General features: G+C 64.3%; 16 protein-coding genes. 2 read left to right on the plus strand and 14 right to left on the minus strand.

Annotated elements, in window-relative coordinates; all coding sequences use genetic code 11:
* The 6 genes from IVB50_RS06645 to IVB50_RS06670 all read right to left on the minus strand — a co-directional run bounded on the left by IVB50_RS06645 (position 1) and on the right by IVB50_RS06670 (position 5969).
* Positions 1-774, minus strand: a complete 774-nt coding sequence (locus IVB50_RS06645; RefSeq protein WP_085351929.1) for an SDR family oxidoreductase — start codon at positions 772-774, stop codon at positions 1-3.
* A 58-nt stretch (positions 775-832) separates the two neighbouring features.
* On the minus strand, positions 833-1423 hold the full coding sequence (locus tag IVB50_RS06650; protein ID WP_143273367.1) for a thiamine pyrophosphate-dependent enzyme: 591 nt from the start codon (positions 1421-1423) through the stop codon (positions 833-835).
* A complete protein-coding gene (locus IVB50_RS06655; RefSeq protein WP_085351930.1) occupies positions 1423-1962 on the minus strand; it encodes a thiamine pyrophosphate-binding protein in 540 nt (179 codons plus the stop codon). The genes IVB50_RS06650 and IVB50_RS06655 overlap by 1 nt, the downstream gene beginning before the upstream one ends.
* Positions 1963-2285: 323 nt before the next feature.
* Positions 2286-3029 (minus strand): aspartate/glutamate racemase family protein, encoded by a 744-nt coding sequence (locus IVB50_RS06660; RefSeq protein WP_085351931.1) that lies wholly within the window; start codon positions 3027-3029, stop codon positions 2286-2288.
* Positions 3030-3038: 9 nt separating this feature from the next.
* Positions 3039-4304 carry an FAD-binding oxidoreductase gene (locus tag IVB50_RS06665; protein WP_085351932.1) on the minus strand — a complete coding sequence of 422 codons (1266 nt, stop codon included), beginning with the start codon at positions 4302-4304 and terminating at the stop codon, positions 3039-3041.
* 3 nt (positions 4305-4307) lie between these two features.
* Entirely contained in the window at positions 4308-5969 is a 1662-nt protein-coding gene (locus IVB50_RS06670) for a thiamine pyrophosphate-binding protein (RefSeq protein WP_247295055.1), read from the minus strand.
* Positions 5970-6173: 204 nt separating this feature from the next.
* Between IVB50_RS06670 and IVB50_RS42385 the strand changes: the two genes are divergently transcribed.
* Positions 6174-6299: a hypothetical protein gene (locus IVB50_RS42385; protein WP_256464935.1), complete on the plus strand. Its 126-nt coding sequence runs from the start codon at positions 6174-6176 to the stop codon at positions 6297-6299.
* Between the two features lie 83 nt (positions 6300-6382).
* Here the strand turns inward: IVB50_RS42385 and IVB50_RS06675 are convergent, their stop codons facing one another.
* The 6 genes from IVB50_RS06675 to IVB50_RS06700 are packed head-to-tail and all read right to left on the minus strand — an operon-like array spanning position 6383 to position 12281.
* Positions 6383-7168: an ABC transporter permease gene (locus IVB50_RS06675; protein WP_085361521.1), complete on the minus strand. Its 786-nt coding sequence runs from the start codon at positions 7166-7168 to the stop codon at positions 6383-6385.
* Positions 7165-8031 carry an ABC transporter permease gene (locus tag IVB50_RS06680; RefSeq protein WP_026232651.1) on the minus strand — a complete coding sequence of 289 codons (867 nt, stop codon included), beginning with the start codon at positions 8029-8031 and terminating at the stop codon, positions 7165-7167. The genes IVB50_RS06675 and IVB50_RS06680 overlap by 4 nt, the downstream gene beginning before the upstream one ends.
* A 19-nt stretch (positions 8032-8050) precedes the next feature.
* Positions 8051-9100 carry an ABC transporter substrate-binding protein gene (locus tag IVB50_RS06685; RefSeq protein WP_247295057.1) on the minus strand — a complete coding sequence of 350 codons (1050 nt, stop codon included), beginning with the start codon at positions 9098-9100 and terminating at the stop codon, positions 8051-8053.
* 22 nt (positions 9101-9122) lie between these two features.
* Positions 9123-10430, minus strand: coding sequence for an FAD-binding oxidoreductase (locus IVB50_RS06690; protein WP_247295058.1), 1308 nt, complete (start codon positions 10428-10430; stop codon positions 9123-9125).
* Between the two features lie 15 nt (positions 10431-10445).
* A complete protein-coding gene (locus tag IVB50_RS06695; protein WP_018454007.1) occupies positions 10446-11162 on the minus strand; it encodes an HAD family hydrolase in 717 nt (238 codons plus the stop codon).
* 36 nt (positions 11163-11198) lie between these two features.
* Positions 11199-12281, minus strand: coding sequence for an ABC transporter ATP-binding protein (locus IVB50_RS06700; protein ID WP_018454006.1), 1083 nt, complete (start codon positions 12279-12281; stop codon positions 11199-11201).
* A 210-nt stretch (positions 12282-12491) separates the two neighbouring features.
* Between IVB50_RS06700 and IVB50_RS06705 the strand changes: the two genes are divergently transcribed.
* Positions 12492-13430 (plus strand): LysR family transcriptional regulator, encoded by a 939-nt coding sequence (locus tag IVB50_RS06705; RefSeq protein ID WP_204512151.1) that lies wholly within the window; start codon positions 12492-12494, stop codon positions 13428-13430.
* 57 nt (positions 13431-13487) lie between these two features.
* Here the strand turns inward: IVB50_RS06705 and IVB50_RS06710 are convergent, their stop codons facing one another.
* Both IVB50_RS06710 and uxuA read right to left on the minus strand, forming a co-directional pair.
* Positions 13488-14399, minus strand: coding sequence for a lipase family protein (locus IVB50_RS06710; RefSeq protein ID WP_085361526.1), 912 nt, complete (start codon positions 14397-14399; stop codon positions 13488-13490).
* Between the two features lie 263 nt (positions 14400-14662).
* Positions 14663-15853 (minus strand): mannonate dehydratase, encoded by a 1191-nt coding sequence (gene uxuA, locus IVB50_RS06715; protein ID WP_204512152.1) that lies wholly within the window; start codon positions 15851-15853, stop codon positions 14663-14665.
* Positions 15854-15866 lie beyond the last annotated feature (13 nt).

A 15866-nucleotide genomic window follows, 5' to 3' on the forward strand; every position in this document is an offset into this window, starting at 1 on the left:
CTACTTCACCGGCACCGTGTAATTCAGAATCAACCGCCCACCATCTGGATAGATCGTCTGCCCCGTGATGTAGGACGCATCGTCACTCGCAAGAAACGCGACGACGGAGGCAACTTCGCTCGGCTCGCCGCCACGGCCGGCCGGCGTGCGTGACATCACGGTCTTGCGGGCATCTTCCGAGGTGTAGATGGACGATGCCACCATGTCGGTCAGAATCGTGCCCGGCCCGACCGCGACGACACGAATATTGTGCGGAGCGAGTGCGACGGCAGCGACCGAGGTGAGCTGCTTCATGCCGCCCTTGGACATGGCGTAGGTCGCAAGCGCCGGGATTGCCAGCAGTGCATTGACCGAGGACATGTTGATGATGACCCCGCCGCCGCCTTGCGCGATCATCTGCTTCGCCGCCGCCTGCACGCCGAAGAACGCGCCCTTCAGGTTGATGCCGATGATTTCATCGAATTCTTCTTCGGAGATCTCCAGGAGGTCCCGGTTGCGAGCGACGCCGGCATTGTTGACCATGATATCGAGCCGGCCGAACTCTTTTGCGGCAGTTGCGACCAGCTGGTCGACATCGGCACGCTTTGCGACATTGCCGACGACAGTGCGCAAGGCATCCGGTCGCGCGAGTTCGGCGGCCGTCGCGGCCAAGCCCTCGGCATCGACATCCGAGATGACGACCTTGACGCCGTCGTCCAGGAATCGCTTTGCGCAAGCCTTGCCGATACCGCGCGCCGCGCCGGTGATGGCGGCGACCTTGCCGGATAGTTTCATGGTCTCACTCCAGAGTAGCTGCTTCGACAGCAGACTGTCGCCGGGCGAGAAACCCGGCTCAGACCGACGCGAAGCTAAGATGAGCACGGAACCGGTTCTTGATAAAGACGGCATCGCGCGAGGGTAGCGAGCGCGGCGGATTTTCGGCCAGAACCTTGATGACAAAAAGGCGCGGGCCATCGGCCGGCTCGTCGAGCTGCGTCGCCAGACGTTCCACCTCCTCGAGCGTCCGCACGGTCCCGGTCGCGGCAAAGCCGCAGGCCACAGCGATCGCAGTGAGATCGACGCCGCGCCCGGTGTGGCTGGCCTGCATACCGGTCTCGCCAAAATGCTGGTTGTCGATCACGACGATGTCGAGATTGCGCGGGCGCGCGACGCCGATGGTGGCGATGCCGCCGAGGCCCATCAATTGCTCGCCATCCCCGGTCAAAGCGAGGACGCGCTTTCCCGGCTGGGCTTGCGCGAGGCCAAGCCCGATCAGCGCGGCGCCGCCCATGGCGCCCCAGAGATAGAAATTGCCGTCATGGTCGCCGACCGAATGAAGATCATAGGTCGGCGAGCCGAGGCCGGACACGACCAGCGTGTCCTTGCGATTCTTCAGGAGCGCGGCGACGGCGGCGCGGCGGTCGAGCTGAGCTTGCATTGGCATCACCACTTCTTCTTGCCGATCAGGCGTTGCCCGATCAGCACCGCGATCTGCTGATCGGAATCGTAGGCGAGCGCTGCGGCCGATTCCACGGTCTCGACCAGATCCTCCGCCGTCTCCGCGCGCATCACCTTCAAACCAATCGCTTCCAGCGAGGGCTGCGTCGCACGGCTCATCGGCACCTGCCAGGGATTGAACTCGGCCCATTCGCCGCGCATCGTCACCAGCATCAGCAGTGGAAATCGTCCGATCGCCGACAGCGACAGCATGTTGATGCAATTGCCGACCCCGCTCGACTGCATCAAGAGCACGCTACGCTGGCCGCCGAGCCAGGCGCCTGCGGCGATGGCGACGCCCTCCTCTTCCGTCGTCAGCACGTTGGTGGTGACGTCGCGGTCGGCGGAGAACAGGCGGATGAGCTGGCTGTGACCGGCATCGGGAACGTAGAACATCTGCCGCACGTCGGCGGCTTTCAGGATGCGGTAGAGCTCGGACGGCCAATCGTCTGCGCGCGTGTCGGGATTGGATTGAAGGCTGTGCACCGCTGGTCTCCGTGGATTTCGAGAGGCACTCTAGCGATGTTCAGGCGCCAAAGCTCTGACCGTCTGGCGCGATCAGGTATCGAGGGATTGTATAGCTGCCTCTTCCGCTGCCGGTGGGACAGCGCACGATGCGCATGGCTGCGCCCTCTCCCCTTGCGGGAGAGGACATCACCGCTGACAGATACAAACTCATTTGGGTGAGGGGTATCTCTCCGCGAACTCATCCGCATCCATATGCGCGGAGAGATATCCTCATCCGGCGCTTCGCGCCACCTTCTCCCGCACGGGAGAAGGAAGAGGAGTCATAGACAACTTCTCGACCTCTAGCCAAACTGGCGCGGCCGCAGCCCGGCATGAAACCAGGTGATCATGGAATAGATATCGTAGACGGGCAATCCGACCTCGGCCTGAAGCGCCGCTGCATAAGGCGGCATGTTGGTGCATTCCAGCACGATCGCGCCGACATCCGGGTTCCTGGCGATCAGCTCCTTGCCGGCCTCGACCACATCACGTTCGGCCTGCGCAATGTCCATGTCCTCCTTCTCGGCCTTGATCAAGACGCGGAAGAATTCCTTGCCGTGCTCGGTGCCGACCAGCGGCGTATCGAGCGGCACGCCGGCGCCTGCGAGATGGGCCGGCGTCAAGGTCGAACCGGATACCGTGACGAGGCCAACGCGCTTGCCCGGCGGCAAGGTCGCCTGCACCCACGGCACCTGCATCAGTGACGAGGTCGCAACGGGAACGCCGACCGCGGCCGCGATCTCCTTCTGGAACAGCGAGAGGAAGCCGCAATTGGTGGTGATGGCCTCGGCCCCGAGCCGCACCAGGTCCTTTGCCGCGTCGATGAAATCAGGCAGCAGACCGGCGGCGCCCTTCAATACCACCTTCTCGGGCGAAGCCCCGCTCACCACACGATAGAGCACGGGGAAGGGCCAGGTGGTGCCGTTGCCCATGTCGCCGGGAATGCGGGGAAAGCGCGCCTCCAGCATCAGGATGCCGAGCGGCGCTCCATAGATGGCCTTGCCGCCGCGGGCTATTCGGGGGGACGAGTTGGCTGGAGCGGTCATGATGCGATCTCAGAGAAAACGATCGGGCGAAAACGGTGCGAGCGGAATTTCCGGCGGCTTGCCGCTCAGAAGCTGGGCGACGAGACGACCGGTGCGGGCCGAGCCGACCAGGCCGATATGGCCGTGGCCGAAGGCATAGACGATGTCACGCGAGGCCCGCGCGTAACCGATGCAGGGACGTCCGTCCGGCATGCTCGGCCGATGGCCGAACCAGGTCTTGATACGCGAAGCCGGAATGTCCGTGGGCAGTTTCGGGAACATGCTGACGAGATGGTTGCGCAGGATCTCGGCGCGCTTCCAGTTCGGTGCGGCCTCGAGGCCGGCGATCTCGACCGTGCCGGCGGCGCGCAAACCCTTGTCGGTCCAGTTCACCACCATCTTCGCATCCGAGGCCATCATCGAGCTGCGCGGCCCCGATTCCGGATTCTCGATCATGACGTGATAGCCGCGCTCGGTCTCAAGCGGCAGCGGATCGCCGATGGACGCCGTGAGCCGCTTCGAATGCGCACCGGCGGCAATCACCGCGGCATCGCACGCAATCTCGCCGGTCTCGGTCAGGACAGCCACGAGCTTGTTGCCGGATAGCTTCAGCCCAATTGCCTTGGCCCGCACGAGCTTGGCGCCGCTTGCTAGGGCATGTTGCGCGAGCGCCGCGACATAGGCACCGGGATCGCGGCAGCGCCCGGCCTCCTCCACCACCACGCCAAAAGTGTAGCGCGGATGCAAATCCGGCTCGCGTTGACGCATCTCGTCGGACGAAAGCTCAAGCCATTCGACGCCGACGCGCTTGCGCACGCGCCAACCGAGATCGTTGTCGAAATTGCCGCGTGACGGGAAGACATGCATCACGCCGTTACGCTCGATCAATTCAGGGACGCCCGCCTCCTCCGCGAGCTTCCTGTGCAACTGCGGCGCGTCCTTCAGGAGGCCGCGTAGCGCGAAGGCCGTCGTCTCGACCCGCGCCTCGGTCCAGCCCGAGAGCAGATATTTGACCAGCCAGGGCAGCGCCTTCGGCAGATAAGACCAGCGGATCGCGAGCGGCCCGAGCGGGTCCACCAGATAACCCGGCACCTTCTTCCAGACACCGGGCTCGGCCGGCGGGATTACCGAATGCGAAGAGAGCCAGCCGGCATTGCCGTAGCTCGCCGCCTGTTCGCCACCGGGCTCGCCGGCGTCGATCAGCGTGACGCGATATCCCTCGCGCAGCGCCTCGATGGCGCTGATCACGCCGACCGCGCCGGCACCGATGATGGCGACGTGGCGGCCCTCCGACATCGCTTAAGCCTTCACCGCAGGGGCGAAGTCCTTGCCGACCGACATCGCGCGCGGATCGATGATGCAGTGGAGGATCGACGGCTTGCCCGAGGCGAGCGCACGCTCGAACGCCGGCGCGAACTCTTCGGTGCGCTCGACGCGCTCGCCATGGCCGCCGAACGCTTTTGCGTACATCGCAAAATCCGGGTTCTTGAGCTGGGTGCCGACCACGCGTCCCGGATAGTCGCGCTCCTGGTGCATGCGGATGGTGCCGTATTGCGCATTGTCGACGATGATGACGACGAGCGGCGCATCGTATTGCACGGCAGTCGCGAATTCCTGCCCGTTCATCAGGAAGCAGCCGTCGCCGGCGAACGCGATAACGGTGCGATCCGGATATTGCCGTTTCGCGAGCACCGCCGCCGGCACGCCATATCCCATCGAGCCCGAGGTCGGCGCGAGCTGGGCGGCAAAGCTGTGGAAGCGATGATGGCGATGGATCCAGCCGGCGTAGTTGCCGGCGCCGTTGCAGACGATCGCGTCCTTGGGCAGGCGATCGCGCAGCCAGGTCATGACCTGGCCGTACTGGAACGTGCCCGGCAGCTCGCGCGCCTTTTCGGTCCAGGCAAGATAGTCGGCATGCGCCTTGGCGGCCTCGCCCTTCCAGGCAACGGCGCCTGCGGGCTTCAGCGTCTCGACCGCGGCCGCGAAGGCGGCGGGCGTGGCCTGGATCGCGAGCTCAGGCTGATAGATGCGGCCGAGCTCTTCCGAGCCGGGATGAACGTGGATCAGCTTCTGCCGCGGGGTCGGAATGTCGAGCAGCGTGTAGGATGAGGACGGCATTTCCGACATGCGGCCGCCGATCAGCAAAATGACGTCGGCGTGGTCGAGGCGCGCCTTCAGGCTCGGGCTCGGCCCGATGCCGAGATCGCCGGCATAATGCGAGTGATCGGCGTCGATCAGCGAGGCCCGGCGGAAGGAGGTCGCGACCGGCAGGTCGAACCGCTCGGCAAAGCGCGCGATGCTCCGGGTCGCTTCATCCGTCCAGCGCGAGCCGCCAAGAATGACGAGCGGCGCCTTGGCGCTCGCAAGCATGGCGCCGACGCGCTCGATATCGGCAGGCGCCGGCCAGCTCACCGCCGGCTCGATGCGCATGGCGTCCGCAACGGCTGCGGTCTCGGTCAGCATGTTCTCGGGCAGCGAGATCACCACGGGACCGGGACGGCCCTGCATGGCGACGCGGAAAGCGCGCGCGACCAACTCCGGAATCCGGTCGGGACGATCGATCTCGACCGCCCATTTCGCCATGGTGCCGAACACCGCCTTGTAGTCGAGTTCCTGAAACGCCTCGCGCTCGCGCATGCCGGTGTCGACCTGACCGACGAACAGGATCATTGGCGTGGAATCCTGCATCGCGATGTGGACGCCGTGGCTCGCATTGGTGGCGCCGGGGCCGCGGGTGACGAAGCAGATGCCGGGACGCCCGGTGAGCTTGCCATAGGCTTCCGCCATCATCGCCGCACCGCCTTCGGCGCGGCAGATCATGACGTCGATCGGGCTGTCGTGCAGCGCGTCCAGCGCCGCCAGATAGCTCTCGCCCGGCACGCAGGTGACGCGCTCGACGCCCTGGGCGACGAGCTGATCGATCAGGATCTGGCCCCCGGTGCGGGCGTTGCGAATGGTCATGACGGCTCCCTCAAGGCTTTGGCGATGCGTTTCGCAGCTTCGCGAAATTTTGCTCGGAGCTGGCGTAGGACAGGCCGACAGGGCGCGCAAGATCGAAAGGCTCCTCGCACCCTGCGCAGGCGTCATGCCCGCCCCTGCTGGTTGCACTGCAGCCCATGTCGCAGCCGCTTGCCGGACGAGAGGTGGCGAGCTTCGACGCCTTCGTTGACGACCTGGCCGAACCAGATCGGTGCCCTATTCGACCGCGACCTCAGCGAGGCCGACGTGCCGGCAAACAGCAGGGCACAGATCGTGGAGATGATTTTGGCGTGGCTGGCGGCGAAAGCGTGAGACGGCGAGGTTCGTGCCAAGCATTCGGTGTCGTCCTGGCGAAGCCAGGACCTCCTGGCTTTCGCCAGGACGATGAACAAAAATCACCCGCCCTTTTTCTGCCGCGCGCTCGCCAGCAGTACCAGCACGAAGGAGGCCGCCGTCATCAGCGTCGAGATGGCAGCGATGGTCGGGTCGATCTCGTCGCGGAGGGCGGTGAACATGCGCTTGGTCAGCGGCTGATACTGGCCGCCGGAGATGAAAAGCGCGACGATGGTCTCGTCCATCGCCGAGATGAAGGCGAAGATGCCGCCTGCGACCACGCTGGACTTGATCTGCGGCAAGGTCACCGCGAAGAAGCTACGCAGGCGATTCATGCCGAGGCTGCGTGCGACCATCTCCTGCGCCGGATCGAAACTCTGCAAGCCCGCCAGCACCGAAATGATCACGTAAGGCAGCCCCAGCATCACATTGGCGAGCACCAGGCCCGGCAGCGTCGCGACCAAGCCGATTTTGGCATAGAGGAAGAAGATCCCCACCGCAGTGATGATGATCGGCACCACCAGCGGCAACAGCAGCATCATGTGGATCAGCCGCATGATCCGCAGCTTCGACTGGCTGATGGCATAGGCGGCGGAGACGCCGAGCGGCGTTGCGATAAGCACGGTAAGGAGCGCGACCGTCAGCGTTACCCGCGTCGCCTGCATCCAGGCCGCGTTGGAGAAATACTGCTGATACCAGCGCAGCGAGAACGACGGTGGCGGAAAGGTCAGAAAACGCGCGCTGGAGAAGGAGATCGGCGCGATGATCAGCACCGGCAGGATCAGGTAGATCAGCACCAGCGCGCTGATCACATAGAGGGCGATCCGGGCGGGTGACAATCGCGTCATTTCTGCCCCAATATGCGATCGAGCGAGATGAAGCGGCTGACGACGAAGAAGATCGCGAGCACGCTTAAGAGCAGCACGACGGCGACTGCGCTCGCCGCGCCGAACTGGTTGTATAGCTCGACATTGCGGCTCACCAGCATCGACACCATCACCGTGCGGCCGCCGCCGAGCAGTTCCGGCGTGATGTAAAAACCGAGGCAGAGCACGAACACCATGGTGCAGCCTGCCAGCACGCCCGGCAGAGACAGCGGCAGGAAGACGCGGACGAAGGTGAGCGACGGGCTCGCTCCCAGGCTGGCGCCGGCCTGCATGAGGTCGGACGGGATCTTCTGCATGGTGGCGTAGAGCGGCAGCACCATGAACGGCAAGAGGATGTGTACCGTCGCAACCACCGTGCCGAAGGTGTTGTGCACCAGCGCGAGCGGTTCGCTCGTCACCTCGAGATAACGCAAAAGCTGGTTGATCACACCGGTGCGCTGGAGCAGCGCCAGCCAGGCATAAGCGCGCACCAGCACACTGGTCCAGAACGGCAGCACGACCAGCGACAGGATGAGAATGCTCCATCCTTTCGGCACCGAGTTGGCGAGGTAGGCCACGGGATAGCCAAGCAGCAGCGCGATTCCCGTGACCACGAGGCTGATCTCGAAGGTCAGCGCAAAGCTGCGCCAGTAGATGTCTTCGGTGAAGACGCGGCGATAATTCTCCAGCGTGAAGCCGTCATGGTAGATCGACTGCCAGGCGAGCCAGCCGACCGGCAGCACGATCAGAGCCAAGATCACCAGCAGCGCCGGCGACACCAATGCCAGCATCAGGCCGTGTTCGCGACGCTGATGCTTTTGGGAGGGATCCGGCACGGATGTCATCGACGCGGCCTCGCTTCGCCTACTTCTGCATGAACGACGCCCAACGCTTCTCGGTGGCTTCGCCCGCCGGCGAGGACCACCAGGCGTAGGACATCAGGGCCTGCTTGGCCGCATTGGCCGGCTCGCTTGGCAATTGCGCGGCGCGCTCCGGCTTGATCACGCCGGTATCGAACGCCTTGGGATTGCCCGGGCCGTAATCGATATTGAGCGGCAGATTGGCCTGGTGCACGGGATCGACGGCCTCGTTGAGAAACTTGACGGCCGTCTCGAGATTCGGCGCGCCCTTGAGGATGCAGAGCGAGGTGCTTTGTAAAACGCCCTGGTTGTAGGTGAAGGCGACCTTGGCGCCTTCCTTCGCGACCGCACTGACACGGCCATTCCAGGCCATCTCCATGTCGACCTCGCCGTCGTTGAGCAGTTGCGCCGACTGTGCGCCGGAGGTCCACCACACCGTGATGTGCGGCTTGATCTCTTCCAGCTTCTTGAAGGCCCGGTCGACGTCGAGCGGATAGAGCTTGTCGGGCGCGACGCCGTCGGCCATCAGTGCCGCCTCGAGCGTCGCGAACGGGTGGTTGCGCAGTGCGCGGCGCCCGGGAAATTTCTGGACGTCCCAGAAATCGGCCCAGCTGTTCGGCGCGTCCTTCGGAAAGGTCTTCTGGCTGTAGGCCAGTACGCTGGAATAGAACTCGTAGGAAACCGAATAGGGGCTGCGATAGGACTCCGGCATCGCGGCGCCATTCGGGATCTTCGAGAAGTCGAGCTTCTCGATCAGCCCCTGCTCGCCCCCACGCAGGCAGTTGCCGGTCGGAGTATCCACGACGTCCCAGATCGGCTTGCCGCTGCCGACTTGCGTCTTGATCGCAGGCCAGGCGTCGGGAATCGAATCTTGGTTGATTGTGATGCCGAGCTTCTTTGCCGTGGGATCGAGGATCGCCACCGTCTGCGCCTGCTGATAGGCGCCGCCTTGCGAGACGAAGGTGATCTGTTCGGCAGCCCTGGCAGCCGTGCCGCTTATCGCGATCGCACCAACCAGCGTGTAGCCAAGTCCAAAAATCCGATTCGTATTCATCCTCGCCTCCTCCAGATAAATGTCACTGTCCGATCGCATCGAGAAACTGGTACCAGCCGGCGACCATGCGCACGGCGGGCTCGCGCAACGGATAGAACGGGATGGCTTTCAATCGCCTCGCGTCGAGCAGCCCGACCTCTGGCGTCTCGCCGCGCACAAAGGCGGCGAGATAGCGGCCCATCAGGCTCGACATCGCCACGCCCGCGCCGTTGTAGCCCATCGAGAACAGCGTGCGGTCGTCGAGCCGGCCGATATGCGGCACCGAGTCCAACGTCATCCCGACCAGGCCCGACCATTTGTAGGCGAGCGGGACGTCGGCAAGGTCGGGAAAGATTCCGACCATCGCCTTGCGCAACGCGTCGAAAGCGGTTTCCGAATCCTGCTTGCCGAAGGCGCCGCGGCCGCCAAAAATCACACGATTGTCGACCATGCGGAACCAACGCATCATGCGCTTGGTCTCGGTGTAGGTGCGCCCGGTCGGCATCAGGCTTCCCGCGAGGTTGCGCGGCAGCCTGTCGGTCGCGATGATGGCGCTGCGGAACGGGATCAGCGTGCGCTGCATGCTCGCGGTCGCGCCGGTGAGGTCGGAATAGCTGTTGGTGGCGATGATCGCCTGCTTTGCCCGCACTGCGCCTTGCGGCGTTTCAGCGGCGATGCCGCTGTTGTCGCGGCGGAGCCTTACGACCGGCGACTCCTGGAAAATCGGGATGCCGCGGCGCGCCACGCCATCGGCAAGGCCGCGCAGATAATTCAGCGGATGGATGCCGCCGGAGCCGGGATTGAGCACGCCGCCGACGAAGATGTCGGAGCCGGTCTCGTCGCGCACTTGCCCCTTGTCGAGGATGCGGACCTCCGCATCCCCCATCTCGCGCTTCATCCAGTTGGCCTCGTCGATCGCGGCCTTCAGGGTCGTCTCGTTGTGAGCGGCCTTGACCTGGCCGGTGCGCGTCAACGCGGCACTGGTGATGCCAAATTCGGAGACCAGCTCCTCGACGGTATCAGTGGATTCATGCGCGATCCCGTACATGCGCTGCGCCATGGCGCGGCCGTGCACGGCGTCGATCTCGCGGAACGAGAGGCGGAACTTTGCGGTGATCACGCCGCCATTGCGTCCACTCGCGCCCCAGCCCGGGCGGTTGGCCTCGAGTACGATCGGCGACAAACCGCTTTTGGCGATGTGGTGCGCAGCAGACAGGCCCGTGTAGCCCGCACCGATGATCACCACATCCGCCTGGTGCTCGCCTGACACGACCGGAAACTCGCGCGCCGGCTCGGCCGTGGCGGCCCACAGCGAGTTGGCCGACGGCAGCGCCTTCCAGTCCCGTGTCATGCCACCGCTCATGCCTTACGCCGCCGGCCCGATGGCCGCATCGGCAAGCGCCTTCAACGTCGGAAAATGGAAGTCCGGCTTGGTCAGCGTCTCCACGGCCGGTGTGCCTCCGAAACCGGCCATGCCCTGGCGGCGCTCGATCCAGCACACCTTGTAGCCGAGTTTCCGCGCAATCCCGATGTCGTGATACTGGCTCTGCGCGACGTGAAGGATATCGGACTGCTTGTAGCCGAAAGCGGACTGGCGGCCCTTGTTGTAGGCGAAAAACTCCGGATCGGGTTTCGCAACGCCAGTCTCGTCGGCGCAAACGGTATCGTCGAAGGGATTGCCGAGCGCGTGCGCGTAACAGGACAGCGCGACGCGGTCGGCATTGGTCATCGCGACCAGGCGGAATTTGGTTCTCAGGCGCTTCAGAGCCTCGACCGAGTCTGGGAACGGTCCCCAGCGCAGCACCGCGAGCTGGAACACGTCGCAGGAGGCGTCATCGGCCTGCAGCCCGAGTTCCTTGGCAAGATAGCGATAGACATGGAACATCACCTCGCTCGACCGCTCGTGGTGCTTGTCGCGACCGCGCTTGTAGGATTCGAAGATCTTGTCGTCGCTGAGCTCGGCCGGCGACTTGCCCGAGATCCGGCGCACCGCGGAGAGCACGCCGGTCTCGAAATCGATCAAGGTGCCGACGACGTCGAAGGTGAGAACCTTGAAATTGCTGAACGAGGCTGCTGACGACATTTTTGGCTTCTTCTCTCGGTTGGACAAGGCTTGGGTTCAGTCCCTCACCCTGGGCACGACGATGGTGTCCTCGGGGTGAAGGGTCACGGTAAGGCTGCCGCCCAGCGGCGGGATGCGGCTGTAGGCCTGGTGATAGCTCGCCTGGCGCAGGCTGAGCACGATGCCATCGGCGAGCGCCAGGAAGATGCGCAGGCTCTCGCCCTGATAGACGATGTCGGTGACCGTGCCGGTGAGCCGATTGCAGGCGGTGTCCGGCGCACCATCGTCGATCAGCAGTTTTTCGCTGTGCACGGCGAGCATCAGCGCGTCCCCGTCGGGAATGGCGCGGGCGCTGCGCAGAAGCACATTGCCGAGCGCAACGCCGGAGGCATCGACGCGTCGCACGGGAAGCATCGTGGCCTCGCCAATGAAACTCGCGACGAAGGAATCCGCGGGATGATCGTGCAGGCGCTCGGGCGCGTCGATCTGGATCAGCCTGCCGTCCTTCATCACGGCGACGCGGTCGCTCATGGTCAGCGCTTCGCGCTGATCGTGGGTGACGTAGATGATGGTGGCGCCGATGCGCTTGTGCAGCGCGCGCAGCTCGATCTGCATGGATTCGCGCAGTTGCTTGTCGAGCGCGGACAGCGGTTCGTCCATCAGGATCAGCCGCGGCTCGAAGATCATGGCGCGTGCGAGCGCCACGCGCTGGCGCTGGCCGCCGGAGAGTTGCGCGATACCGCGCTCTTCGTAGCCGGCAAGACCGACCATCGAAAGCGCCGCGCGCACCTTATCCGGCCAGGCCGCCTTCGGCAGCCGTCGCGCGCGCAAGGGAAAGGCAACATTCTCGCCGACGCTCATATGCGGGAACAGCGCGTAGTTCTGGAACACGACGCCGATGTCGCGCTTGTGCGGCGGCATCCAGGTGACGTCGCGGCCGCCGAACAGGATCGTTCCGCTCGATGGCAGGATGAAGCCGCCGAGGATGCCGAGCAATGTGGTCTTGCCGGACCCGGAGGGGCCCAGCAGCGAGACGAACTCGCCGGCGGCGACATTGAGGGACACGTCGTCGAGGGCACGAACGGCGCCATAGGCCTTGCTCGCGGATCTGATCTCGACGCTTTCCGCTCGTTTGTCCAACGATCGACCTCGCCATGTCCTGAGCCGGCGTGCTTCACTGCGCGCCATAAGCCTGCTTTATAGACAGGAATTTGAGCACTCCTGGTCGAAGCGTGCACCGCACCAACATCTTCGCTCGCAGGCCCTGTCTTTTGGCTATGACGCCAATGACACCAGACTTGGCAAAACTCGGCAATTGCCAAATTCTCACCTGGGTCATAACATGGTGTTATGCCCGAGCTGCGCCGGATGCTGCCCTCAAGTAACGCCCTGTTCGTCTTCGACGCAGCGGCGCGCAATGGCAGCTTCACGGCGGCGGCCGCCGAACTGAACGTCACCCAGCCTGCGGTGAGCCGGATGCTGGGTCAGTTCGAGGACCATCTCGGCGTTCGCCTATTCGACCGCAAGGCGGGACGCGCGGTGCTCACTGAGGAAGGCGAACTCTTGTATCGCCGCGTGCTCGAAGGCTTTCGCAGCATCGAAAGCGGGCTGGTCGAGATCGAGCGGCGCCGGAAGGGCACCGAGACGGTGACACTGTCGGTCTCCTCCGCCTTCACCACGCATTGGCTGATGCCGCGCATCGACAAGCTGCAGAAGCAATTTCCTCAGGTCGATTTGCGCTTTCAGCTGATCTCCGGCGCGCTGCGCGGACCAGTGGAGAATGTCGACCTCGGCATGCGCTTCCGCGATCGCGAGGAGCCGTCATCCGGTGGCACGCTGGTGATGAAGGAGGTCATGCTGCCGATGTGCAGCCCTGCCTATCTCGGCGAAACCGATCCCGCCGAAGGCAACACCATCATTCGGCTCGCCGAGACGCCGGGCGACTGGGCCGCGGATTACGCATCGCTTCTCACCGGGCGCCGCGGTGCGGCCAAGGCGCTGAGCTTCACGGACTATGCCGTCGTGATGCAGGCCGCCCTGCTCGGCCAGGGCATCGCGCTCGGTTGGCTGACGGTCGCCTCGCACTGGCTATTGACCGGCGCGCTGGTGCCCGCCTCCGACACGCTCACCACCACACGCCGCATCTGCGAATTCCTGCCACCGCGCAACCGGCCGATGCGTCCCATCGCCGCCGAGATCCGCGACTGGATCACCGCGCAGATGAAAAGCGAGATCGCCGCGATCGACCGGCTCTATCCGAAGCTCGGCGCGATGGCGGCTTGCTACTAGAGCGTTTTCGGGCGAAGTGGACCGGTTCACGTGAAGAAAACGCATCAAAACCGGAGTCTAGGCGGGTGTCAGCGCGGCACAGTAACGATCGGGCAGGTGATCGCCGATCCCTGCCGGCAGCAGCACCGTGAGCCTGCCGACGACATCCGTCCGCGTGTTCTCGGATACGCCGCTGAGGAGATTGCGGACCTGCTCACCAATTCCAGCATTCGCCATTGGCTCATCCGAACCAACATTCGTCGTGAGCTGGCTGGCGCTGAATTTGGCGCCGCGTGCACAGGCGAGATAACGGCCGACGTGATGAAAGCCAAGCCCGGGCGGAGGCACGGTCGGGACGATGTCGGTGCCGTGCACGAGACGATAGGTCGTCCTGCCGAACGTACCGTTGTAGAGGGCGACGAAATCGTCGCGGCCCACGCGCGGACAACCGTAAAGATAGATCTGCGCATCCGCGAGCTGGAGCTGCTCCCGCGCGAAGTCCGCCGTTGCCACCGCGATCGCGGCGCCGAGGCTGTGCCCAGTGATGAAGATCGGTGATTTGCGCGCCAGCGCTGCCGCCAGTGCGCTCTTCACGTCGTCCCACACGGCCGCCGCCGCATCGACGAACCCCTGGTGCACGGGCGCCTTCGGTCGGCCAAGCGTGAAATCGCTGACCCAGTTCAGGAGATGAAGCGGGTCGGTGCCGGCGAAGGCGACAATGGTTGCGTCACCCTTGCTCGCGATGATCCCGCGCGTGTCGGTCAGCGGCAGCGTCGAATGCGCCGGCTGGCTCAGCAACTTGACGCCGGACAGATCCCAGAAAGGAGAGACCCTGTTGATCGTGTCCGGCACATGGGTCTCGTAGGCGAGTTGCGACATCCACATCATCGCGCGAGCGATGTCGAGATCAAAGCCGGTTGATGTCTCGTTGAATTTTGCAAATGCCCGTCGGTCATATTGATCGGGAGGAAGTTCGACCAGAATGCTCACATCAAGCTCCTAAATGGCTTATTGCTGCAATACGTCGATCGAAAACGGAATGACGCTACCTTCGCATATGGCTGGAATTTTGACAATCTGTGCGCGTGCCCGGGACGTATTCTGCCTTTGCGCCTAAGGGGACAAGGTTGAGACGAGGCACCTCTCCCCCCGCGTCATTGCGAGCGTAGCGAAGCAATCCAGAGTCCTTCCGCGGAGGAATTCTGGTTTGGTTCGCTGCGCTCGCAATGACGGTATGGATAAAGTTTTGGCCTCTATCGATGCTCGATCGCGCGGATCGCGCCGCGGAGCTCGGCCAGGCCGCGGAGGCGGCCAATCGCGGTGTAGCCCGGATTGGTGCGCTTGGTGGCCGCGAGATCGTCGAGCATGCGATGGCCGTGGTCGGGCCGGAACACAATTTTCTGGCCGGGCGAACGCCGCGCGTTCTCCTTCAGCAGCGCCTTCAGCACCGCGACCATGTCGACGTCACCGTCGAGATGATCGGACTCGTAGAAGGACAGGCCATCCGCCTCGCGCTTGGTCGCGCGCAGATGCGCAAAGGCAATGCGCGGGCCGAAGCGTTCGGCCATCGCGGGAAGATTGTTCTCGGCGCGCACGCCAAGCGACCCCGTGCACAGGCAGATACCATTCGCCTTTGACGGCACCGCATCGAACAACGCCTGATAGTCATCGGCGCTGGACGCGACGCGCGGCAGACCGAACAGCGGGCGCGGCGGGTCGTCCGGATGCAGCGTCAATGAGACCCCGAGCTGCTCGGCGACGGGGGTGACGCGGCCCAAAAACTCGGCGAGATGCTGCCGCAGGATTTTTGGCGTGACGTCGCGATATGTTTCGAGCCGATCGCGGAATTGCGGGATGGTCAACGGCTCGGTGGTGGAGCCCGGCAGCGCGCTGGCGATGACCATGACGAGATATTCGATATCGGCCTGGCTCATCTGCTCGAACAGTTTTTTCGCGCGGGCCTGCTGCTCGGGCGAGTATTCCTGGACGGCGGCGGGACGCTTCAGGATGTGCAGCTCGAAGGCCGCGAAACGGTCTTGATCGAAGCGCATGGCGCGGGCGCCGTTCGGCAGCTCCCATTCGAGATCGGTGCGGCACCAATCCACGACGGGCATGAAGTTGTAGCAGATGATCTTGATGCCGGCCGCGGCAGCCGCCTCCAGGCTGGCGATCCATGTCTCGATCGAGCGCGTCGCTTTAGCCCCGAGACGCTTGACGTCGTCGGGGATCGGAATCGATTCCACCACCGACCAGGTCAGCCGCGAGCGCCCGGGTTGGCCGCTCTCGATGAAGTTCTTGCGCTCCTCGACCGCCTTGCGTGTCCAGGCTTCGCCGATCGGCACCTGATGCAGCGCCGAGACGATGTCGCTCGCCCCGGCCTGCCTGACATCGTCGAGCGAGACCGGATCGTCCGGCCCGTACCAGCGCCATCCCTCGAGCATCATAAGAATTCTCCCC

Source organism: Bradyrhizobium sp. 87, assembly GCF_023073015.1.
Taxonomy (GTDB): Bacteria; Pseudomonadota; Alphaproteobacteria; order Rhizobiales; family Xanthobacteraceae; genus Bradyrhizobium; species Bradyrhizobium canariense_D.

What these genes read in the sequence shown, in the direction of transcription:
- IVB50_RS06645 (WP_085351929.1), bottom strand. Translation starts at nt 774, where the DNA reads ATGAAACTATCCGGCAAGGTCGCCGCCATCACCGGCGCGGCGCGCGGT.
- IVB50_RS06650 (WP_143273367.1), bottom strand. Translation starts at nt 1,423, where the DNA reads ATGCCAATGCAAGCTCAGCTCGACCGCCGCGCCGCCGTCGCCGCGCTC.
- IVB50_RS06660 (WP_085351931.1), bottom strand. Translation starts at nt 3,029, where the DNA reads ATGACCGCTCCAGCCAACTCGTCCCCCCGAATAGCCCGCGGCGGCAAG.
- IVB50_RS06665 (WP_085351932.1), bottom strand. Translation starts at nt 4,304, where the DNA reads ATGTCGGAGGGCCGCCACGTCGCCATCATCGGTGCCGGCGCGGTCGGC.
- IVB50_RS06670 (WP_247295055.1), bottom strand. Translation starts at nt 5,969, where the DNA reads ATGACCATTCGCAACGCCCGCACCGGGGGCCAGATCCTGATCGATCAG.
- IVB50_RS06675 (WP_085361521.1), bottom strand. Translation starts at nt 7,168, where the DNA reads ATGACGCGATTGTCACCCGCCCGGATCGCCCTCTATGTGATCAGCGCG.
- IVB50_RS06680 (WP_026232651.1), bottom strand. Translation starts at nt 8,031, where the DNA reads ATGACATCCGTGCCGGATCCCTCCCAAAAGCATCAGCGTCGCGAACAC.
- IVB50_RS06685 (WP_247295057.1), bottom strand. Translation starts at nt 9,100, where the DNA reads ATGAATACGAATCGGATTTTTGGACTTGGCTACACGCTGGTTGGTGCG.
- IVB50_RS06690 (WP_247295058.1), bottom strand. Translation starts at nt 10,430, where the DNA reads ATGACACGGGACTGGAAGGCGCTGCCGTCGGCCAACTCGCTGTGGGCC.
- IVB50_RS06695 (WP_018454007.1), bottom strand. Translation starts at nt 11,162, where the DNA reads ATGTCGTCAGCAGCCTCGTTCAGCAATTTCAAGGTTCTCACCTTCGAC.
- IVB50_RS06705 (WP_204512151.1), top strand. Translation starts at nt 12,492, where the DNA reads ATGCCCGAGCTGCGCCGGATGCTGCCCTCAAGTAACGCCCTGTTCGTC.
- uxuA (WP_204512152.1), bottom strand. Translation starts at nt 15,853, where the DNA reads ATGATGCTCGAGGGATGGCGCTGGTACGGGCCGGACGATCCGGTCTCG.